Here is a 20,901-nt window from a genome sequence, read left to right on the forward strand (position 1 = left end):
GCCAGATCGCTCGCCGCCGCCCCGCTCGGCGCCGGGCGCACCGGCTGCTGGCGATTTTTGCCATCGTGACGATCCGCTGATACTCGACCGACGCCTCGAACCCGTTGATTTCGAGCGCTTCAGGCGATAGCGGTAGAAGTTGACGTTCGTACACCTGTTCCCCGCAGCGACGCCGAAGCCCGATCCGACGGGGGATCCGCCGCTCTCGTCGCTCGGCGCGCGCGACCGGTAACGACGGATGCCACCGAGATCAGACCGATAGACGTCGCCGTCGGCGGTGAACGATGTCGGTGTCGGCGGTCCGGGCCAGCGATAGGCGGCGGTGCCGGTTACTCGGGTTTGAGGCCCGCTCCCTCGACGCGCATCACGGCTTCACCGTCGGCGAGGTTCGGCGCGTCGACGAGCCGGACGATCCGCTTGTTACCCTTCGACTTTCGGAGGTACATCCGGAACGTGGAGGCGTGGCCGAGGATGTTGCCGCCGATCGCCTGCGTCGGGTCGCCGAAGTACGAGTCGGGGTTGGACGCGACCTGGTTCGTGACGAGGATGGCGGTGTTGAACAGGTCACCGAGCCGCATCAGGTCGTGGAGGTGTTTGTTGAGCTTCTGCTGACGGTCGGCGAGCTCCCCGCGGCCGACGTACTCCGCGCGGAAGTGGGCGGTGAGCGAGTCCACGCAGACGATCCGGATTGGCCACTCGGTCTCCTCGTGTTCGCCGGCGAGTTCCTTGGCCTTCTCGGCCAGCAGAATCTGGTGGTTGGAGTTGAACGCCTTCGCGACGTGGATCTGGTCGAGGAAGGCCGCGACGAGCTCCTCCATCGCGTCCTCGTCGCTCGGGGTCCCCTCTATCTCGCGTCGCTCCATCTCGTCGGCGAGGATCTCGTCGTCGAGTCCGCGGACCATGTCGTCGATCCGCTCCGGCCGGAACGTGTCCTCGGAGTCGACGAAGATACAGCCGCCTTCGAGGCCGCCGTTCTCCTTCGAGAGCTGGACGTTGACGGCCATCTGGTGAGTCACCTGCGACTTACCAGACCCGAACTCACCGTACACCTCCGTGATCGATTGCGTCTCGATACCGCCGCCGAGCAGATCGTCGACCTCGTCGATCTGCCACGAGAGCTTCCCGATCTCCTGACGGCGTTCGAGTACAGTCGCGCCCGTCTCGAAGCCGCCCACGTCCGCGGCGTCGCGCGCGGCGTTGATAATGTCGGCTGCCGACGACTCGCCGATGTCGGCCGTGTTCGACATCTCACCGGGGCTCGCGACGGCGATCGACTGATAGCTTTCGAATCCGTTCTCGACGAGTTTGTCTGCGGTGGCGGGGCCGACTCCGGGGAGGTTTTCGAGTTCGTCTTCAGGCATGTACCCGACTCTTGTTCGGCATCGGGTATAAAGGCTGGTTTACACCTGAGTGAAAGTGAAAAACCGGGCCGATCTCGTCTCGGAATGGCTCGGCTTAATATATAAGCGTCCGGCGGAGTCCCCGCATCGGTTGTGCGGTGAAACTGGTCGTACTCCGTCCGTCTCAGCCCCGTCGAGGAGTCAGAATCCGACGCGTCGGACGTATTCAAGCCCGCGGATCTCGACGAGCAGATCCCCGGAGATATCGGCGTCCGTGATCACGTACAGCTTCGGGTCGTCGGTGAACTCCGGATCCTCGCTCAACACTTGGCGGATCGAAACACCGTGGTCAGCCAATATCCCGGTCACTTCGGCGACGATTCCGGCCTCGTCGGCGGCCGCGACCTCGATCGTGAGCACCGTGAGATCGAGCACGGGTGCCAGATCCATCAGACTCGGTACCGACGAGATGTTGGTGAATATGCGTTTCAGATCTGGATCCGCTAAGATCGCGTCCGTCGTGGAGTCGACGACGCGCCGATCGACGTCGAGTTCGCGCGCGATGCCAGTGTAGGGGATCTCGATCCCGCCGGAGACGACGCGGCCCTCTTCGTTGACGGAGAAGCCCCGCTCTAGGAAGAGCCTGATCACGGCCTGCTGGCTGGGGGACCCCTCGAACTTTTCGAGGATCTCGTCGAACATTCGTTAGTACGAGTGGTCGTCACCGAGGGCTTAAAAAGCGGGGGTACTGCGGGACCTCAGTTCGCGACCGCCGAGTAGACACCGCCGAGGACCGTCCCGTAGACGACGTGGCCGACGAGGCTCTCGACGCCGATATTCGGCAGCGGCGGCGCGCCGGGGAACCCGACGGCGCCCAGCCAGATCGGCATCACGATCACCGCGAGCGCGACCCAGACGAGGAGGCCGTAGCCCGCACCGACGCCGAGGCTCGTTCCGATCGAGTTCCCGACGTTCGGCTTCAGGCTCGCGATCGCGGCGAACCCGAGCCCGATGACCGCGCCGTGGGACATGTGGATGGCCCAGCCGACCGCACCGGCAGGCCCCTCGATGCCGTACATCGCCGGGATCGCCATCTCCAGTACGCCGGGGGTCATCATCGACATCATCGCGCCGAAGACGAGACCTCCGGCCAATCCACCGGCCACGCCAGCTTTCCAGTTCCCGGTCTCTGTGTATACGTCAGTCGCCGTCGCGGTCTCAGTTGCCATAGCAGTCGTAAATCGCTAAAGAACCGGTAATAGTCGCCGGTACTGTGTGTGTACTGTGCACAGCCCCCAAACGGTTATACTCGCAGAACCGACGATACCGAGGAGGAGTCCCATCGCTCGACCACTTCCGCCGCGCCACCCGACCCCTTTTAGCCGATGCCGCCGAACCGTGTCCCGTGTCAGAGTCGCCGCACCTGCGGTTCTTCCCGTACGAGGAGCCGTACCCGAACCAGCGCGAGGCGATGGACAGGATCGCCAACGCGCTGGACCGGGGACAAGACGTGCTGTTCGAGGGCGCGCCCGGGACGGGCAAGACGCTCTCCGCGCTCGTGCCGGCCTTAGAGCACGCCCGCGAACACGACCGCACGGTCGTCATCACGACCAACGTCCACCAGCAGATGCGCCAGTTCGTCGAGGACGCCCGCGCGATCACCCGCGAAGAGCCCATCCGCGCGGTCGTGTTCAAAGGCAAATCGTCGATGTGCCACATCGACGTCGATTACCAGGAGTGCCAGACCCTTCGCGACACCACCCGCGAGATGGTGGAAACGGAGGGTGAGGTCCGCGAACTGGAAGCGCGCCAGCGCGAACTGCTCGCCGAGAGCCGCGAGGGCGACGCGGGCGCCGCCGAGGCCCGGGAGGCCATCATGGACGAGCTCGACGAGCTGGAGGGAGACATCGACGAGTACGAGGCGACGAACGTCTGTGCGCACTACCGGAACAACCTCGTCGAGGACACGGAGGAGTTCTTCGGGTGGCTCTTCGAGGACGTCCGCACGCCCGAGGACGTGTACGCGTACGCGGACGAGCGAGAGCTGTGCGGCTACGAGCTGCTCAAGGAGGGAATGGAAGGGGTGGACCTCGTCGTCTGTAACTACCACCACCTCCTCGACCCGAACATCCGCGAGCAGTTCTTCCGGTGGATCGACCGCGACCCCTCCGAGATACTCACCGTCTTCGACGAGGCGCACAACGTCGAGGACGCGGCTCGCGACCACGCCACCCGCACGCTCACGGAGAACACCCTCGACGCCGCGATAGCGGAGCTCACGGAGAGCGACGACTCCCGCGCCGAGGCGGCCGAGAACGTCGTCCGCGCGTTCCGCGACGCGCTCGTCGAGACGTACGACGACGGGCTCGGGTTCGGCGCTCGCGAGGGCGTCGGCGAGAACTGGGAGGATATCGCTATCGCCAACGACGACCGCCGCGACGACCTCACGCTCGCGTTCCTCCGACAGTACGAGGGAAACGGCATCGACACCGAGACCGAGCTCGCGATTCAGCTCGGCACAGCGCTCGACGAGGAGTACGAGCGCCGGTATCGAGACGGCGAGACCACCACGCGTACGGAGTGTCAAACGCTGCAGGTCGCGCGGTTCGTCTCGACGTGGATGGACGAGGGGACGGAGCTCGGACAGTACCCGGTCGTCTCCGTGCGCCGCGACGGGAGCACCGAGGAGGTGTACGGCCGCGCGGAGCTGTACACCTGTATCCCGCGTCGGGTCACCGAGGAGCTGTTCGACGAGGTGGCCGCGAGCGTGCTGATGAGCGCGACGCTTCGCCCGTTCGACGTCACCAAGGACGTGCTCGGACTGGAAGACGTCGCCTCGCTCGCGTACGGAATGGCGTATCCGGAGGCGAACCGCCGGACGTTCGCGGTGGACACCCCCCCGCTTTTCGCCTCGGAGCGAAACGATCCGGCGACCCAAGAGACGGTGTCGTCGCTGCTGCGCGACGCGATCCGTTTCACTCCGGGGAACACGCTGGCTTTCTTCCCCTCCTACGCCGAGGCCGAGCGCTACTACGAGCGGCTCGGCGGAGCGGCAGGGGGCGGCGCTGGCGGGAGCGCGACCGCGGGTGCGGTCGGCGAGGACGGTGCGAGCGGCGCGAGCGGCGGCCTCGCGGGTGCGGGCCTCGGTTCCCTCTACCTCGACGGCCCCGGGCAGGACGAAGAGGAGTTGCGTCGGCGGTTCGTCGAGAGCGACGACGCCACGCTGTTCACCTCGCTGTGGGGGACGCTCGGCGAGGGCGTGAGCTTCGACGGCGACGACGCCCGGACGGTCGTCGTCGTCGGCGTCCCCTACCCGCACCTCTCGGACCGGATGGAGGCCGTTCAGGAGGCGTACAACCGGACGTTCGCCGACCGCGACCGGGCCCGAGACCCCGGGTGGGCGTACGCCGTCGAGATCCCGACGATCCGGAAGACGCGGCAGGCGCTCGGGCGGGTCGTTCGCGGTCCCGAGGACTTCGGCGTCCGTATCCTCGCTGACCGTCGGTACACGACCGCGGACATGGGGAAGTACTCGGTCCGAAGCGCGTTCCCGCCCGAGGAGCGCGACGAACTGATCGACATCGACCCGAAGAAACTGAAGTTCGCGATGCTGAACTTCTACGGCGACCACGGCGCGTACGACGGGAGGCCGCCGGAGCCGTGAACGGTCCTGTCGTGCGGCCTCGGCCGCGCCGCGGCTCGATCTACCCCGGCCGCGGCTCGATCTACCCCGGCCGCGCCGCCAGCAACACGGCGATCCCGAGCAGTACGATCCCGAGCAGCGTCGTGATAACCGCGTGGATGAGCGTCATCCCGACCACGACGCGGCGGGGCTGGTCGTAGCTCCACGCGAACATGATCCCGTCGACCACGAGCGCGAGGGGGACGAGCAGCGCCTCGGGGACCGAGAACGCGCCGCCGACTACGCCGATCACCGCCGGAAGGGGACCGACGTAGAGCGCCCGTCGCGGGTCGACGTCGCCGAGGACGTTCCGCGCCGCGAGGTGCGCAGTTACGGAGAGGAACAGCGCGAACGCGACGGTCGTCCCGAGGACTGTGACCGGCGTCACCGTCTGTGCGAGCATGGTCACGATACGGGGTGGCGGGTAAAAGTGGTCGTGGAATCGCGTCGGCGCGTGTTGGACCGCGGAGCGGTCAGCCCAACAGTCCGAGGCCGTTCAGCTCCTCGACGATCACGTCGACGGCGGCGGCCGCGTCGTCGGGCGTGGTGCCGCCGGTGACCACGAGCTTCCCGCTCCCGAACAGCAGCGCCACCACGTCCGGCTCGTCGAGCCGATAGACGAGCCCGGGGAACTGCTCCGGCTCGTACTCGATGTGTTCGAGGCCGAGCCCGATCGCTATCGCGTTGAGGTTGAGGCTCTCACCGAGGTCCGCAGACGTGACGATGTTCTGGACCGTGATCTCCGGGTCCTCGATCGGAATCCGCAGCGCGCGGAGTTCGTCGAACACGATCGCGAGGCTCTCGTGGACGGCGTCGATAGAGTTCGCGCCGGTACAGACGATCTTTCCCGACCGGAAGATCAGTGCGGCCGACTTCGGGTCCGTGGTGCGGTACACGAGCCCGGGGAACTGCTCGGGGTCGTAGTCGGCACCTTCGAGATCCATCGCGACGCTCTGGAGATCGAGCTCCTGTCCGATCCCCGTGGACGCGACGACGTTCTCTATCGTGATCGTCTCCTTCGGATCGGCCATCTCTACCACATGATCACTTGAAGAAGGTAATAAAGTGGTTGGTCGGAACCGCTATCCTCTTGCGACCGGCGGCCCGACCCCGGTGCGTGTACTGGCTCGAACTCGCCGGCGAGGAAGACGCGTTCGCCGCCTACGAGGCGTCGACGGCGGCGGCCGGCGTGGAGCTACTCGCGCCGGGCATCGCGAGCGCCGGGAGCCTCGGTGGTGGCGTCGGCGACCGGGAGAGCCCGCTCCGCCGACTCGCGTACACCCACGCCGCCCACGAGGCGATCGCCCGGACCGACGCCGAGGTGTCGGCGGCGGCGGCCGCCCTCGACGCCGCGTCGCTCGATCGGGACGGCACCGTCGCGGTCCGGGCCCGCAACGTCCGGAACACGACCGACGTCTCGACCGCGGCCGCGGAACGCGAGCTGGGCGGCGTCCTCGTCGACCGCGGGTTCGACGTCGACCTCGACGACCCCGACCACGTGCTTCGGGCGCTGTTCGCGGCCGGAGACCGCGCGGTCCACGACGCGGTTCCCGGTGCGGACGGCGACGCGGCGTCGGTGTGTGCGCTCGGATGGGTCGCCGCGGAGGCCGCCCGCGACTTCGCGCCGAAGCCCACCGACCGCCCGTTCTTTCAGCCCGGGAGTATGGCTCCCGCCGACGCCCGTGCGTACGCCAACCTCGCCGGCGCGTCGCCGGGGCGGGCCCTCCTCGACCCCATGTGCGGTACCGGCGGGCTACCCATAGAGGCGGCCCTCGTCGGCGCCGACACGCTCGCCTGCGACGCGCAGGCGAAGATGGTCCGCGGGACCCGCGAAAACCTCAGAGCGTACGCGAGCGAGAAGCCTGGCGGACCCGAGTGGCACGTCGCCCGCGGCGACGCGACCGCGCTTCCCCTCCCGGACGACGCGGTCGACGGCGTCGCGTTCGACGCTCCGTACGGCCGCCAGTCGAAGATCGCCCGCCACGAGCTCGCCGATCTCGTCTCCGGCGCGCTCGCGGAGGCGGCGCGGGTCGCACCCCGCGCGGCCGTCGTCGCCGACCGGGACTGGCGCGGCGAGGCGCGCGCGGCCGGCTGGACGGTCGACGCCGTCTTCGAGCGTCGCGTCCACCGGTCGTTGACCCGCCACGTGCTCGTTCTCGACCGACGCTGACGCCGGTCCGTCACAGTGACGCGCTCGGCCCGTCGCCCCGTCACGTCCGCCTCGTGACGCCAACTCACAGCCGCCTGAGAGTGGACAACTGGTCGCCGAAACACCCGCCAAACGGGCGTCATCCGACAAGTTTCAGTTTCACCGCACCTGCGGGCAACGGTTAAGTGGACGGCCTGTCGTGATGTGCACATGACTGGGGACGCCGGCGGCGACATGCTCTCGTGGGACGAGTCGGTGTTCCGCGACGAGTCGGTGTTCGAAATCGATCACGTCCCCGAGACGTTTCGCCACCGCGAGAGCCAGCTGGAGAGTCTGAAGTACGCGCTCCGTCCCGCCGTCCGCGGCTCGCGTCCGCTCAACACGATGGTGCGCGGGCCGCCGGGAACCGGGAAGACCACCGCGGTCCAGAAGCTGTTCGGCGAGCTGGGCGCTCGGACCGACGTCCGAACGGTCCGGGTCAACTGCCAGGTCGACTCGACCCGGTACGCCGTCTTCTCGCGGCTCTTCGAGGGGATATTCGAGTACGAGCCCCCCTCTTCGGGGATCTCCTTCAAGAAGCTGTTCGGCCAGATCACCGACCGGCTCGTCGAGGAGGACGACGTGCTCGTCGTCGCCCTCGACGACGTGAACTACCTCTTTTACGAGAACGAGGCCTCCGATACCCTCTACTCGCTGTTGCGCGCTCACGAGGCGCATTCGGGCGCGAAGATCGGCGTCATCGTCGTCTCCTCGGATCTCGGCCTCGACGTGATCGACGACCTCGACACGCGAGTCCAGTCCGTCTTCCGCCCCGAGGAGGTGTATTTCCCCGTCTACGACGTGACCGAGATCTACGATATCCTCTATGAACGCGCCAAGCGGGGGTTCCACGACGGCGCTATCGGCGACGCGGTGTTGGAACGCGTCGCCGAGCTCACCGCCGACAGCGGCGATCTCCGCGTCGGCATCGACCTGCTTCGGCGAGCCGGGCTGAACGCGGAGATGCGCGCCTCGAAGACGATCGCCGAGGAGGACGTGGAGTCGGCCTACGACAAGTCCAAACACGTTCACCTCTCGCGGTCGCTGCGAGGGCTCTCGGAGTCCGAACGCGACCTCGTTCGCGTTTTGGCGGAGTACGACGGCGAGCGCGCCGGAACGGTGTACGAGGCGTTCCACGACGAGACCGGTCTCGGCTACACCCGCTACTCGGAGATCATCAACAAGCTCGATCAGCTCGGCGTCATCGACGCGGAGTACGCCGACGTCGAGGGGCGCGGTCGCTCTCGCGAGCTCTCGCTGGCGTACGACGCCGAGGCCGTACTCGACCGACTGGAGTGAGCGAAGTCGAGACACCGGCTGTCGTGTCCGCTCGCGCTCGACGCCGACCCGATCGCCGCTCTCCCGACGCCGACGCCTTTTCAACCCGCCCCGTCGAGTCGAGGGTATGAAGACGAGCGGCGGGAGCGACGCGGCGAAGCGACGCGCCGGGGAATCGGCGGCCGCGGCGGTCGACGACGGCGACGTCGTCGGCCTCGGGACGGGCTCGACGGCGGCCCACGCGATCCGGCGACTCGGCGAGCGAGTCGATGCCGGTCTCGACATCCGCGGGGTGGCGACCTCGTTCGCGAGCCGCGAGCTCGCGCTCGAATCCGGGATTCCGCTCCTCGACCTCGACGAGGCAGTCGGCCCCGGCGCGCCCGGAATCGACCTCGCGATCGACGGTGCAGATCAGGTCGCGCTCGGCGGTGACTCCTCCTCACCGTCCCTTATCAAAGGCGGCGGCGCGGCTCACGCCCGCGAAAAACTGGTCGACGCGGCGGCCGAGCGATTCCTCGTCGTCGCCGATCCCTCGAAGGAGACCGCGGTCCTCGACCGCTCGGTTCCGGTCGAGGTCCTCCCTGCCGGACAATCGGTCGTCGCCGAGGCGGTGCGGGCGGCGGGCGGGGAGCCGACGCTCCGACGAGCGGAACGCAAGGACGGTCCCGTGGTCACCGACAACGGAAACCTCGTGCTCGACTGCGCGTTCGGCGAGATCGCGGAACCGGCGGCGCTCGCGGCCACCCTCGCGGGGACGCCCGGAGTGGTGGAGCACGGCCTCTTCGTCGACATGGCCGACGAGGTCCGCGTGGGGACCGACTCCGACGTGCGGATCGTCAGGCGGTGAGGCGCCTTGTTGCGCCGAACGACGTAACGCGAGCTCTCGTCGTCACGGGTGGCTCGATTCGACGACGGGGCCGGACGCGTCGCTCGGCGGTCAGCACTCGGCCAAAAAATCGGAACGGAGGTTGCGTCCGTCTTAGAGGTCGCGAGGCTGGACCGTCTTCCGGTCGTTGGCCTCGGCGCGGCGCGCAGCGTCTTCAAGCAGCTCGTCCACTTCGTCGTCCAGCGCGTCGTAGAAGTCCGAAGCGACGTTCTTGTCGTCCAGGGCTTCCTTGACGGCCGCTTTGACAATAAGGTCTGCCATGCGATCGGGAATATCCATCGACAGTTAATAAGAGTTCCTGAATTCGACCGCGAGGGGCGTCGTGCGTGCCGTTCGCGCGGGGGTGCCGAAACGCTACCTTATAAACTTTGTGAGACAATCGGCCGTTTCGGGCGGAATTCGATCCGGATCGACAGGTACGACTCCGTTCGTCCCCCATCACCGGCCATGCGCGACACGCTCGAGGCGCTCGCGGACGGCGAAATCGGCGTCGCCGAGGCGGAGTCACGACTCGCGGGCTACGCGACGACGACCGTCGGTCGGTTCGACGCCGCGCGCGAACACCGTCGCGGAATTCCCGAGGCGATCCTCGCGGAGGGAAAGACGCCCGCGGAGGTCGCCGCGCTGACGACGACCGCAGTCGAGACGACCGGCAGAGCGCTCGTGACCCGAGCGGACGCCGAGGACACGGCCGCGATTCGAACGGCGCTCGGCGACGAGGACTCACCCGACGTCGCGATCGACGCGACGATCGAGCGTAACGACCGGGCGGGAACCGTCGTCGTCCACGCCCCGTCGTTCGAGCCGCCGGATCTCGACGCGACCGTCGCGGTCGTCGCCGCCGGTACCGCGGACGCGGCGGTCGCCGGTGAGGCGGCGGTCGTCGCCCGCGAAATCGGGGCGACGGTCGACCGAATCGACGACGTCGGCGTCGCGAATCTCGATCGAATCCTCGACCAGCGCGACCGGATCCGCGAGGCGGACGCCGTCGTCGTCGCGGCGGGCCGCGAAGGGGCGCTCCCGACGGTCGTCGCCGGACTCGTCGCCGCTCCCGTGATCGCACTCCCGGTCTCGACGGGATACGGCGTCGGCGGCGAGGGCGTCGCGGCCCTGCAGGGGGCGCTCCAGTCCTGTTCGGTGCTCACGACGGTGAACGTCGACGCCGGGTTCGTCGCCGGCGCGCAGGCCGGGTTGATCGCGCGCGCGGTCGACGCGGCACAAGACGACTGAGGGCGACTATCCACCCGTCGAATGACGGGACTTTATAAGCCGTTTTCCGGAACCTAGAGGGGGTGAGAAAGGGTATTTGTTCGTCGAGGCCCTACCGATATTCGCCGGTGAATACCGGTACCAAATGCCACAATGTGACCACTGCGGGTCGCACGTCTCGGACCGCTTCGCGCGCGTCTTCGCGAACGAGCACGGCGACCTGAACGCCTGTCCCGACTGTTCCGCGAACGCCGGGATCGCCGAGGTCTCTCGAGAGCGTGCCCGCACCGGAGACTGACCGCGATTCTCGGCGCTGACCGCCAGCTATTCGTCGCCCCCGAGCGGAGCCGATATCGTGTCCGACACGTCTCCCGATCCCGACGCGGCTCACTACGTGTACGTCCTCGAGTGCGCCGACGGGACGCTCTACACCGGGTACACCACCGATGTCGAGCGGCGCGTCGCGGAGCACGACGCCGGTGAGGGAGCGAAGTACACGCGCGGCCGGACGCCGGTGACGCTCTGTCACGCCGAGGCGTTCGACTCGAGGTCGGCCGCGATGTCCCGTGAGTACGCGGTCAAGTCGCTCTCGCGGGCGGAAAAGGAGGCGCTCATCGAGTTCGAAAGCGAGTGAGCCGCGGATCTCATGCGGCCCCCTCGCTACTCTACCAGCCGCTGTTCCGCCAGGCTACTCTACCAGCCGCTACTCTACCAGCCGCTACTCTACCAGCCGCTCGATCTCGGTGACGAGGATGCCGCTCGCGCCCACGCCTTTCAGCTCCGAGATCGTCGCGAACACGTCGCGCTCCTCGACGACGGCGTGAACCGCCACCATACCGTTCCCGTTCTCGTCGGCTTCGACGTCCATCACCGTCGGGCCGCCGAGCCCGGGGATCACGTCTTTCACCGCGTCGAGTCGGTCTTTCGGGGCGTTCATCATCAGGTAGCGCCGCCCGTCGGCAGCGAGCACGGACTCGAAGGCGGTCCGCACCTGCTCGACCTTCGGGTCGTCGACTACGTCCGGGCGAGCGAACAGCCGGACCGAGGAGTCGAGCACGTCGTCGATCACGGCGAGGCGGTTCACCTTCAGGGTCGTCCCCGTCGAGGTGATATCGACGATGGCGTCGGCCATGTCGACGTGGGGGGTGAGTTCGGTCGCGCCCGTCACGGTGACCACGTCGGCGTCGACGCCCACGCGATCGAGGTAGTCGCGGGTGACGTTCGGGAACTCGGTGGCGATAGTCCCGTCCACGAGGTCGTCGACGGCCGAGATATCGCCGTCCTCCGGCGCGGCGAGGACGAGCTTACAGGAGCCGTACCCCAGATCGAGCAGGTCGACGAGATCGTCGTCGCCCGCGGCCGCAGCGGAGTCGGCGACGCCGCCGGACTCCGCGGCCTGATCGAGGCCCGTAATGCCGAGATCGGCCGCGCCGTCACGGACGTATTCGGGGATATCGGCCGCCCGCGCGAAGAGGATCGAGACGTCGGGGTCGACGGTGTCGGCGTACAGCTGGCGGTCGGCGGTCTCTTCGATGTGCAGACCGGCGCGCTCGAGGAGCGAGAGCGTCGGATCGTGTAGGCGGCCCTTGTTGGGGACGGCGATGCGCATACGTTGAGCGTCGCGGGGCGACGGGGAAACGTTTTCGTCCGCCAGCTCGGTCGCCGCGAATCCGGTACGGGGAGCGGATTTCGAACGCCGACAGAACTGTATGCGAATCCGACGTCAGACATACGCTAGTTTATATACTTATAAAACATTATGAATGTCGCATGAGTACGAAACCCACCGACACGAGCAGCCGGGCCGGAGGCAGCACCGACGAGTTCGGCCCGACGAGGCGGGCGGTTCTCGCCGCCGGTGGGGCGGTCGCACTCGGCGGGCTCGCGGGGTGTTCCGGCCTCGACGGGCTGGTGGACCGCGCCGGCGAGCAGGTGCTCGGGACGACGGCCTCCGCGCCGGCGGCGTTCTACGCCGGACGGACGTCGCCGGTCGTATCGACCAGCAGCGCCAGCGACCGCGCCGGACGCGACGAGCCGCGCGTCTTCCGCACCGGCCCGACAGCGGTCCGACACGTTCCGGCGACGATCCGGGCCGAATCCCGAGAGATCGAACTCGAAGGCTGGTCGATCAGCGGGGTCACGAAGGCGCAAGACTACAACTCCTCGCGCTCGAACAAACCGAGCACCGAGTGGTGGGTCGGTCCCGACGACGACGCCGACGATGACGCCGATGATGACGACGACGGAGACACTCTCGCGGCGATTCACGAGATCGAACTGGCGTTGCTGAGTCGCGTTACGACCGCACGGGAGGCCGTGGAGCGACGCGAGACAGCGGACGCTACACGCGCGCTCGACGGATTCGTCACCCTCACTACGAGGGCACTCAGACCGGAACTCGACAAGTGCGGAACCGGCGTCTGTGAGACGGTTCGGGAGCACTCGGACGGTCGAGTTGCGGGCGTTCGAGCCGCACGCGACGCCGTAGACGAAGCGAACTGGGACGAGGCGGCGGCGGAGCTCGCGGGCGTCGAGGAGGTCGTCCTCGGTGACGTCGAGCGCCTCGACGACGAGCTCGTCGAGCGCCGCCCCGGGCGACCGCGGTTTATCGATATCATTCGATATCTCCGAGGCGAGCCGACCGTCGGCGAGCGATTCACGGTCTGCCTGCCCGACGCCGGTCTGCCGGGCGATCTCGGCTCGCTGGCCGAGGAGCTCACGCCGAGTCGAGTGCTCGCGTACTTCGCCGCCTCACACGAGCCGGACGGCAAACGGGCACCGTTTCACGACCGGTACGGCAGCAACGGGATCTCGTACGACGACGAGGGCTGTATCCGTCTCGACGGCCCCGCGTCGCTCCACCGCGACATCTCCTGCGGGACGCTCCTCTCGGCGGAACTCGATACGTACCGCACGGTAAACCGAGGTATCGTCGGCTACAGCACCGACGGGGGTGCGGTCGTCAGCGGAGCGTCGTCGGCGTCGGCCGACACCGACGGGAAATGCGTCTTCGTCGCGGCCGACGGCACGCTCCGCGAGGCGGCGAGCCTGAACGACGGCGACGTGTACTGTTGGGGGCAGCGGCGCGCCGCCGCCGACGGTGAGGGTACGCTCTACTGTTGGGGCCAGCGGCGCGCCGCTGATACCGTCTCGGTAAGTCCGACCCTGGTCTGTCCCGTGGCCGTGACGCCGGCGGACTGTCCGTGTCCGTTGCCCGGGCTGTTCTACGTCCGCCGGATACTCCACGACGACCAGGTCGTCTTCGCCGGCGGGTGGACGCTCGACGAGGGCGCACTCTACGAGGATTCGGCGACGCTCCTGTTCGACGAGGGCCCGACCGAGGTCGCGAGCGTGACTCCCGACGACGTCGAGAGCGACGAGTACGACGACCGCGTCGTCGAGCAGTTCTCGCGCGACCGGAGCCGGCACGGGTCGGCGGTCGTCAGCGCTCGGGTACAGGGCACCGACATGAACAAAGCGGAACTGATCGAGGCGATGGCATCACGGGCGTTCCAGACCGACGAGGGACGGAACGGGCTCAACGCCGTGAACGTCAAGGTCATCGGCGAACGAGGAGACGGCTTCCACGACCCCGACGACGACGGCGACGGGGTGCCGGTCAACGCGAGCGTGACGGCGCTGGACGCCCCGCTCGTTCACCTCGCTGACGCCTCGGGAACGGGCAACGACGTGAAGTTCAAGGCGGGAGCGGAGCTGTCGAAAGCAGTCAACTAACGACTCCGGTAGCGCAAAAATCAGTGGAGTTCTCGGGTCGTGGGCTCACTTGTTCTCGGGAGTCGCGAACCCGACGCCACCGGCGAGGATCGCGGTTCCGGCGAGGACCGTCGCGCCGAGGACGACGAACCCGTCATCCGGATTCAACCCGGCGATCGAGGCCGCGACGTCCACGACGAACACCGTGACGAACAGGCTCAAGATCGCGAAGGCGAGCATGACGAACCCGGCGAGCAGCGCACTGGCCAGTGAACCGAACGCGTCGAGTATTCCCATCACGAGTCCGATCCGACCACCTCGGTAAATAAGTGGCTGTCTCGGCCGATCGCGTCGACTGGCTCGTTCCTCAGCCGTGGTGGAATGTCGATTAGGCGCGCCGCTCAAGTGTCTCGCCGCCCAACGACGCGTATCGTGAGCGACGCCGACTCCCCCCTCTCCGAGGACCGCCCGACCGTCGACCGACCGCTCCGCGTCGACGCCCCGTTCGAGCCCGCGGGCGACCAGCCGGAGGCGATCGAGGGGCTGGTCGAGGGTTTCGAGTCGGGCGCGAAAAAGCAGACGCTGCTCGGCGTGACGGGCTCCGGGAAGACGAACACCGTCTCCTGGGTCGCCGAGGAACTGAACCGGCCGATGCTCGTTCTCGCCCACAACAAGACGCTCGCGGCCCAACTGTACGAGGAGTTCCGCGACCTGTTTCCGGACAACGCGGTCGAGTACTTCGTCTCCTACTACGACTACTACCAACCGGAGGCGTACGTCGAGCAGACGGACACGTTCATCGACAAGGAGATGTCGATAAACGAGGAGATCGACCGCCTGCGCCACTCCGCGACGCGCTCGCTGCTGACGCGTGACGACGTGATCGTGGTCGCCTCCGTCTCCGCGATCTACGGGCTCGGCGACCCGCAGAACTACCGCGACATGGCGCTCCGCTTGGAGGTCGGCGAGGCGGTCGGCCGCGAGGAACTGCTCTCCCGGCTCGTCGACCTGAACTACGAGCGCAACGACGTGGACTTCACGCAGGGCACCTTCCGCGTTCGAGGTGACACCGTGGAGATCTACCCGATGTACGGGCGGTACGCGGTCCGCGTGGAGCTGTGGGGCGACGAGATCGACCGGATGATCAAGGTCGACCCGATGAAAGGCGAGGCCGTGAGCGACGAGCCCGCCGTCATGCTCCACCCCGCGGAGCACTACTCGATCCCCGACGACAAACTGGAGCAGGCGATCGCGGAGATAGAGGACCTGATGGAACAGCGGGTGAGCTACTTCGAGCGGCAGGGCGACCTCGTGGCGGCTCAGCGCATCGAGGAACGGACCACCTTCGACGTCGAGATGCTCCGGGAGGCGGGCTACTGCTCGGGGATCGAGAACTACTCCGTCCACATGGACGACCGCGAGTCGGGCGACGCGCCGTACACCCTGATGGATTACTTCCCCGACGACTTCCTCACGGTGATCGACGAGTCCCACCAGACGATCCCGCAGATCAAAGGCCAGTACGCGGGCGACAAATCGCGGAAGGACTCGCTCGTCGGGAACGGGTTCCGGCTCCCCACGGCGTACGACAACCGGCCGCTCACCTTCGAGGAGTTCGAGGAGAAGACGGACCGCACCCTCTACGTCTCCGCGACGCCGGGCGACTACGAGCGCGAGACCTCCGATCGGATCGTCGAACAGATCGTTCGCCCGACGCACCTCGTCGACCCGAAGGTGGAGGTGACGGAGGCCACGGGGCAAGTCGAGGACCTCCTCGAACGGGTCGACGAGCGGATCGAGCGCGACGAGCGCGTCCTCGTCACCACGCTCACCAAGCGGATGGCGGAGGACCTCACGGAGTACTTCGAGGAGGCCGGGATCGACGTGGCGTACATGCACGACGAGACGGACACCCTGGAGCGACACGAGATCATCCGCGACCTCCGGCTGGGAAACATCGACGTGCTCGTCGGCATCAACCTGCTGCGCGAGGGGCTCGACATCCCGGAGGTGAGCCTCGTCGCCATCCTCGACGCCGACCAGGAGGGATTCTTACGCTCCACGACGACGCTCGTGCAGACGATGGGCCGGGCCGCCCGCAACGTCAACGGGGAGGTCGTGCTCTACGCCGACCGAACCACCGACTCGATGGAGGCCGCGATCGGGGAGACCCAGCGCCGCCGCGAGATCCAACTGGAGTACAACGCCGAGCACGGCTACGAGGCGACCACCATCGACAAGCCGGTCAGCGAAACGAACCTTCCCGGGTCGAAGACGGACACCTCGTCGGTCAGCGTCGGCGACGTCGAGAGCGAAGAGGAGGCGGAAGCGCAGATCGAGGCGCTCGAAGACCGGATGAACGAGGCCGCGAGCAACCTCGAGTTCGAGCTGGCGGCGGACATCCGCGACCGGATCGCCGAGCTCCGCCGCGCCTTCGAACTCGCCGCCGACGACGAGGGCGTTCCCGCCCCGATCGTCGACGAGTGACCTGCGCTCGCGCTCGCGGTGCCTCCCTCGCCGCCCTCATCGACCTTGCAACCTCGCCGCCCTCATCGACCTTGCAACCTCGCCGCCCTCATCGACCTTACCGCCCAATTCTCAGTTCGCGCGACCGCGACGGCGAGGTTTTTACCCGCGAACGGCCCACCCCGTCACATGCGCCGCCGCGCGGTCGTCGTCGGAGCGCTTACGCTCTCCAGCGCGGGCTGCGTCGACCGCCTCCACGACGTGGCCGCGTCGACGCCGCGGGACCTCCGGGTGCGGAGCCGGTACGTCGACGGTAACCCCCTCGCCGAGGGCCAGAGCATCCACTCTCGGCCCGAGGAGCTGCCGACTCACGCCGTCTCGTTCCGCTCGCCCACCGGTGCGCGTCGCGCGATCCGTCCGGATGCCGAGTCGGCGATGGCGTTCGTCGCGGAGACGTCGTTCGTCGACGACGGCGGCGCGTCGGTGCTCGTCGTCGCCCAGCGACTCGCCGCGCCCGCGGTCGAACTCCGGCTCGGATCGGTCAGCCGGACCGGCGGTCGATCCCTCCGGATCGCCGTCGACGAGGCGGGCCCGCGCGGCGAGCCGAACGACGACGAACTGGTCGTGAAGACGCTCTTGGTCCGGCTGACCGACGACCGTGGGCCGCCCGCTCGCGTGGTCGTCTCGATCGACGGCGAGCGCGCCGGCGTGACGATCTGAGGCAGCCTCTCGACTCCAAGCTACGGCGACGACCGCGCTTCCGTCCCGCGATCGTTTTGTGTCACGGCGCGCTTGGTCTCGGTATGAGTCTCTCTCGCCGTACACTCGGTGTCGCCCTCCTCGTCGCCGCAGTGGTCACGCTCGCCCTCGCGGCCCGCCTCGCACCCGCGGTCGCTCCGGCGACCGGTCCCGGAGCTATCACGCAGCTAGCGCCCTCGCCGTTCTCGAACGTCGCCACTCCGGCGCTTCTCGCCGCCGGATCGGTCCTGTTGGTCACCGGGATCGCCGCGCTCACGGGGTCCGCAGTCTCCGCACGCGGCGCGCTCGTCGCTCCCGCTGTCGGAGCTGCCGGCGCGATCGCCTTCGGCGTGGGTCTCACGGACCCGACGGTGTTGCTCTCCGCGAACATCGGTGTTGACGCGATCGAAACGGCGATCGGTGGCCCGCCCGGCGCGGTCGCGGCGGGAGCCGCCGTCGGCGGTGCCGTCGCGCCCGTGGTCCGCGCGTCGATCACCGGCGACACCGTCGCGCTGCTCGTCGGTGCCGGATTGCTGCTCGCCGTGATCGCGGCGTCGGCGCACGCGGCGCTGACGCTCTTCGCGGGTGGCGTCGGCGGTGCGGTCGCGGTTGCGGCGCTCTTCGCGGTCGACGGTACGTGGCGGCCGTAGGTCGTCTTTCTGGTCCGAAAAACGGCAGTCGGGACTGGACTCTGGAGGCTGAGGCAGTTGCTGTCGACGCGTCTCAGGTCCCCGGCTTCTCGCTCTCGGCCTCCAGCTCGATGTCCCGGTCCGCCTCGCGAGTCTTCTCCTCCTGACGGGCGAGGTCGACGTCGCGGGCCGTGTCGGCGTCGCGGGTCTCGTCGGTCCGCAGGTCGCTGTCGGCCACCGTGTCGAGCTGCTCGAGAGCGCTCTCGATGTCCTCCAGTCCGAGCAGCTTCTCGGTCTCCTCGTCGAATTCCTTCCCCTCTAGTCCCTCCATCTGCTGGACGTCGGAGCCGGAGAGGGCCTTGCCGTAGCGGCCGACGAGGCTGGTGAGTTCCTGCGGGAGGACGAACGTCGTCGACTCGCCCTTGCCGATCTCCTCTAAGGTCTCCATGCCGCGCTCGATGATGGCGCGCTCGCCCATCGATTCGGCGGACCGCGCGCGCAACACGGTCGAGATCGCGTCCCCCTGCGCTTCGAGGATCTGGCTCTGCTTTTCACCCTGCGCGCGGATGATGTTCGACTGCTTGTCACCCTCCGCCTGCTCGATCGCGGAGCGTCGCTCTCCCTGCGCTTCGAGGATCATCGCCCGGCGGCGACGCTCCGCGCCGGTCTGCTGCTCCATCGCGCGCTGGACCTCCTGTGAGGGGCTCACCTCGCGGACCTCGACGGCCTCGACGCGGATCCCCCACTCGTCGGTCGGCTCGTCCAGCTCCTCGTTGATCCGGTTGTTGATCAGCTCGCGTCGCGAGAGCGTGTCGTCGAGCTCCATGTCGCCGAGGACGGCCCGGAGCGTCGTCTGTGCGAGGTTCGAAACGGCGTTCTTGTAGTCGTCGACCTCCAAGAAGGCCTTCTTCGCGTCCATCACCTTGATGTAGACGACGGCGTCGGCGGTCACGGGCGAGTTGTCGCGCGTGATCGCCGATTGGCGGGGCACGTCGAGGGTCTGGGTCCGCATGTCGAACGGATACGTGCGGGAGACGAACGGCGGAATGACGTGGACGCCGGGCTGGAGCAGCTTTCGGTACTCGCCGAACACCGTGAGCGCTTTTTTATCGTAGGCGTCGACGATCTCGACCGCGCTGACGATCGTGACCACGGCGAGCAGCAGTGCGAGCGTCGCGACGCCGAAGACCAGACTCTGGCTGAGGAGGGCGAATCCGACGAGGAGGGCGGCACCGAGCGCCGTGTACTGCCAGACCGAATCGGGTATCGACCCGACGGCGTCGGACAGTTCGGGGGAGTCGCCGCGCGGACCTTGAGTTCCCATACCCGATCTTACGTCCCGATGCTGTTAACGGTTGTCACGAGTACAGCTCGAATTCCCTCGCCGACACCACGACGCGTCCGAGGAAGCGGAAACGCCCGCGAAGGTCGGGCGATTTTAAGCGTTCGGCGCACCCACGAGCAGGTATGCCATCCGACGAGGACGACGCACACGAGTTCCGAACCAGAAGCGTTCACGCAGGCTCGACGCCGGACCCGGCGACCGGTGCCCGCGCGACCCCGATCTATCAGACGACCTCCTACGAGTTCGAGGACGCCGAACACGCCGCTCGGCTGTTCGCATTGGAGGAGGCGGGTAACGTCTACTCGCGGATCATGAACCCGACGAACGCCGCCCTCGAGGAGCGTATCGCCTCGCTCGAAAACGGGGTCGGCGCGGTGGCCACCTCTTCGGGCATGGCGTCGCTCGACCTCGCGACGTTCATGCTCGCGAGCGCGGGCGACAACATCGTCTCGTCGTCCGCGCTGTACGGCGGGACCTACACGTATCTCACCCACTCCGTCGAGCGCCGCGGGGTCACGACGCGGTTCGTCGATCCCCTCGACTACGAGGGATACGCCGACGCCATCGACGAGGACACCGCCTACGTCCACCTCGAGACCATCGGGAACCCCGCCCTCGTCACTCCCGACATCCAGCGAATCGCCGACATCGCCCACGACCACGGCGTCCCGCTGTTCGTCGACAACACGTTCGCGACGCCGTACCTCTGCCGCCCCCTCGACCACGGCGCGGACCTCGTCTGGGAGTCGACGACGAAGTGGCTCACCGGCAACGGCACGACCGTCGGCGGCGTCCTCGTCGACGGCGGCTCCTTCCCCTGGGGCGAGTACCCCGAGAAGTACCCCGAAATCGCCCAAGACAACCCCGCGTACCACGGGATCAACTACGTCGAGGCGTTCGGTGACGCGGCGTTCACGTTCGCGGCGGTCACCCGCGGGCTGCGCGACCTGGGCGATCAGCAGTCGCCGTTCGACGCGTGGAACACGCTCCAGCAGACGGAGTCGCTCCCGCTCCGGATGGAGCGCCACTGCGAGAACGCCGGCATCGTCGCGGAGTACCTCGACGAACACGACGACGTCGCGTGGGTGAACTACCCCGGACTGGAGAGTCACGAGACCCACGAAGAAGCGAGCGAGTACCTGGAAGGCGGCTACGGCGGCATGATCACCTTCGGGCTCGAAGGCGGCTTCGAGGCCGCGAAGGCGACCGTCGAGAACGCCGATCTGGCCTCCCTGCTCGCGAACGTCGGCGACGCGAAGACGCTCGTCATCCACCCCGCCTCGACGACCCACCAGCAGCTCACCGAGGAGGAACAGGAGGCCGCCGGGGTCACCGGCGACATGGTCCGGCTCTCCGTCGGCATCGAGGACCCGGCTGACATCGTCGCCGACCTCGAAGCCGCGATCGAGACGGCGAGCGCGTAGCT

General features: G+C 67.8%; 21 protein-coding genes. 12 read left to right on the forward strand and 9 right to left on the reverse strand.

The features are described from left to right. Positions 1-329: 329 nt before the first annotated feature. From radA to ACNSN4_RS09190, 3 genes are all read right to left on the reverse strand, one after another. Positions 330-1,361 carry a DNA repair and recombination protein RadA gene (gene radA / locus ACNSN4_RS09180; protein ID WP_418285517.1) on the reverse strand — a complete coding sequence of 344 codons (1,032 nt, stop codon included), beginning with the start codon at positions 1,359-1,361 and terminating at the stop codon, positions 330-332. A gap of 180 nt (positions 1,362-1,541) precedes the next feature. Then, the gene (gene trpY / locus ACNSN4_RS09185) at positions 1,542-2,042 is read right to left on the reverse strand and encodes a TrpY family transcription regulator (RefSeq protein ID WP_418285518.1); all 501 of its coding nucleotides are present in this window, start codon (positions 2,040-2,042) and stop codon (positions 1,542-1,544) included. A gap of 56 nt (positions 2,043-2,098) precedes the next feature. Beyond that, positions 2,099-2,569: a DUF6789 family protein gene (locus ACNSN4_RS09190; RefSeq protein WP_418285519.1), complete on the reverse strand. Its 471-nt coding sequence runs from the start codon at positions 2,567-2,569 to the stop codon at positions 2,099-2,101. Positions 2,570-2,745: 176 nt separating this feature from the next. Between ACNSN4_RS09190 and ACNSN4_RS09195 the strand changes: the two genes are divergently transcribed. After that, positions 2,746-5,004, forward strand: coding sequence for an ATP-dependent DNA helicase (locus ACNSN4_RS09195; protein WP_418285520.1), 2,259 nt, complete (start codon positions 2,746-2,748; stop codon positions 5,002-5,004). A 61-nt stretch (positions 5,005-5,065) separates the two neighbouring features. Here ACNSN4_RS09195 and ACNSN4_RS09200 read toward each other — a convergent pair whose 3' ends face one another. After that, on the reverse strand, positions 5,066-5,425 hold the full coding sequence (locus ACNSN4_RS09200; protein ID WP_418285521.1) for a DUF7473 family protein: 360 nt from the start codon (positions 5,423-5,425) through the stop codon (positions 5,066-5,068). Positions 5,426-5,495: 70 nt separating this feature from the next. Beyond that, on the reverse strand, positions 5,496-6,053 hold the full coding sequence (locus tag ACNSN4_RS09205; RefSeq protein WP_418285522.1) for a TATA-box-binding protein: 558 nt from the start codon (positions 6,051-6,053) through the stop codon (positions 5,496-5,498). An 86-nt stretch (positions 6,054-6,139) separates the two neighbouring features. Between ACNSN4_RS09205 and ACNSN4_RS09210 the strand changes: the two genes are divergently transcribed. The 3 genes from ACNSN4_RS09210 (at position 6,140) to rpiA (ending at position 9,335) form a co-directional block, all read left to right on the forward strand. Further along, positions 6,140-7,192: a methyltransferase domain-containing protein gene (locus ACNSN4_RS09210; protein WP_418285523.1), complete on the forward strand. Its 1,053-nt coding sequence runs from the start codon at positions 6,140-6,142 to the stop codon at positions 7,190-7,192. A 189-nt stretch (positions 7,193-7,381) separates the two neighbouring features. Then, complete coding sequence (locus ACNSN4_RS09215) at positions 7,382-8,509, forward strand: ORC1-type DNA replication protein (RefSeq protein WP_418285524.1); 1,128 nt, start codon at positions 7,382-7,384, stop codon at positions 8,507-8,509. Between the two features lie 106 nt (positions 8,510-8,615). Next, positions 8,616-9,335, forward strand: coding sequence for a ribose-5-phosphate isomerase RpiA (gene rpiA, locus ACNSN4_RS09220; protein ID WP_418285525.1), 720 nt, complete (start codon positions 8,616-8,618; stop codon positions 9,333-9,335). A 132-nt stretch (positions 9,336-9,467) separates the two neighbouring features. Here rpiA and ACNSN4_RS09225 read toward each other — a convergent pair whose 3' ends face one another. Beyond that, positions 9,468-9,635, reverse strand: a complete 168-nt coding sequence (locus tag ACNSN4_RS09225) for a DUF1931 family protein (RefSeq protein ID WP_004047560.1) — start codon at positions 9,633-9,635, stop codon at positions 9,468-9,470. 186 nt (positions 9,636-9,821) lie between these two features. Between ACNSN4_RS09225 and larB the strand changes: the two genes are divergently transcribed. The 3 genes from larB to ACNSN4_RS09240 all read left to right on the forward strand — a co-directional run bounded on the left by larB (position 9,822) and on the right by ACNSN4_RS09240 (position 11,217). Continuing rightward, positions 9,822-10,604 carry a nickel pincer cofactor biosynthesis protein LarB gene (gene larB, locus ACNSN4_RS09230; RefSeq protein WP_418285526.1) on the forward strand — a complete coding sequence of 261 codons (783 nt, stop codon included), beginning with the start codon at positions 9,822-9,824 and terminating at the stop codon, positions 10,602-10,604. Positions 10,605-10,728: 124 nt separating this feature from the next. Then, a complete protein-coding gene (locus ACNSN4_RS09235; protein WP_418285527.1) occupies positions 10,729-10,881 on the forward strand; it encodes a DUF7563 family protein in 153 nt (50 codons plus the stop codon). A gap of 57 nt (positions 10,882-10,938) precedes the next feature. After that, positions 10,939-11,217, forward strand: a complete 279-nt coding sequence (locus tag ACNSN4_RS09240) for a GIY-YIG nuclease family protein (RefSeq protein ID WP_418285528.1) — start codon at positions 10,939-10,941, stop codon at positions 11,215-11,217. 84 nt (positions 11,218-11,301) lie between these two features. On the opposite strand, the gene hisG is transcribed toward ACNSN4_RS09240, so the two are convergent. After that, positions 11,302-12,192: an ATP phosphoribosyltransferase gene (gene hisG, locus ACNSN4_RS09245; protein ID WP_418285529.1), complete on the reverse strand. Its 891-nt coding sequence runs from the start codon at positions 12,190-12,192 to the stop codon at positions 11,302-11,304. A gap of 161 nt (positions 12,193-12,353) precedes the next feature. Between hisG and ACNSN4_RS09250 the strand changes: the two genes are divergently transcribed. Further along, entirely contained in the window at positions 12,354-14,318 is a 1,965-nt protein-coding gene (locus ACNSN4_RS09250) for a hypothetical protein (protein WP_418285530.1), read from the forward strand. Positions 14,319-14,363: 45 nt separating this feature from the next. Here ACNSN4_RS09250 and ACNSN4_RS09255 read toward each other — a convergent pair whose 3' ends face one another. Beyond that, positions 14,364-14,594, reverse strand: a complete 231-nt coding sequence (locus tag ACNSN4_RS09255; RefSeq protein ID WP_418285531.1) for a hypothetical protein — start codon at positions 14,592-14,594, stop codon at positions 14,364-14,366. A gap of 135 nt (positions 14,595-14,729) precedes the next feature. Here ACNSN4_RS09255 and uvrB point away from each other — a divergent pair, with 135 nt between their 5' ends. The 3 genes from uvrB (at position 14,730) to ACNSN4_RS09270 (ending at position 18,151) form a co-directional block, all read left to right on the forward strand. Further along, positions 14,730-16,784, forward strand: coding sequence for an excinuclease ABC subunit UvrB (uvrB, locus tag ACNSN4_RS09260; protein WP_418285532.1), 2,055 nt, complete (start codon positions 14,730-14,732; stop codon positions 16,782-16,784). Between the two features lie 168 nt (positions 16,785-16,952). Next, positions 16,953-17,483: a hypothetical protein gene (locus tag ACNSN4_RS09265; RefSeq protein WP_418285533.1), complete on the forward strand. Its 531-nt coding sequence runs from the start codon at positions 16,953-16,955 to the stop codon at positions 17,481-17,483. Positions 17,484-17,566: 83 nt separating this feature from the next. After that, on the forward strand, positions 17,567-18,151 hold the full coding sequence (locus ACNSN4_RS09270) for a hypothetical protein (protein WP_418285534.1): 585 nt from the start codon (positions 17,567-17,569) through the stop codon (positions 18,149-18,151). A 73-nt stretch (positions 18,152-18,224) separates the two neighbouring features. On the opposite strand, the gene ACNSN4_RS09275 is transcribed toward ACNSN4_RS09270, so the two are convergent. Further along, a complete protein-coding gene (locus ACNSN4_RS09275; protein ID WP_418285535.1) occupies positions 18,225-19,454 on the reverse strand; it encodes an SPFH domain-containing protein in 1,230 nt (409 codons plus the stop codon). Between the two features lie 143 nt (positions 19,455-19,597). Between ACNSN4_RS09275 and ACNSN4_RS09280 the strand changes: the two genes are divergently transcribed. Continuing rightward, entirely contained in the window at positions 19,598-20,899 is a 1,302-nt protein-coding gene (locus ACNSN4_RS09280) for an O-acetylhomoserine aminocarboxypropyltransferase/cysteine synthase family protein (RefSeq protein ID WP_418285536.1), read from the forward strand. Positions 20,900-20,901: the final 2 nt, after the last annotated feature.

Source organism: Halorubrum marinum (assembly GCF_048381195.1).
Taxonomy (GTDB): Archaea; Halobacteriota; Halobacteria; order Halobacteriales; family Haloferacaceae; genus Halorubrum.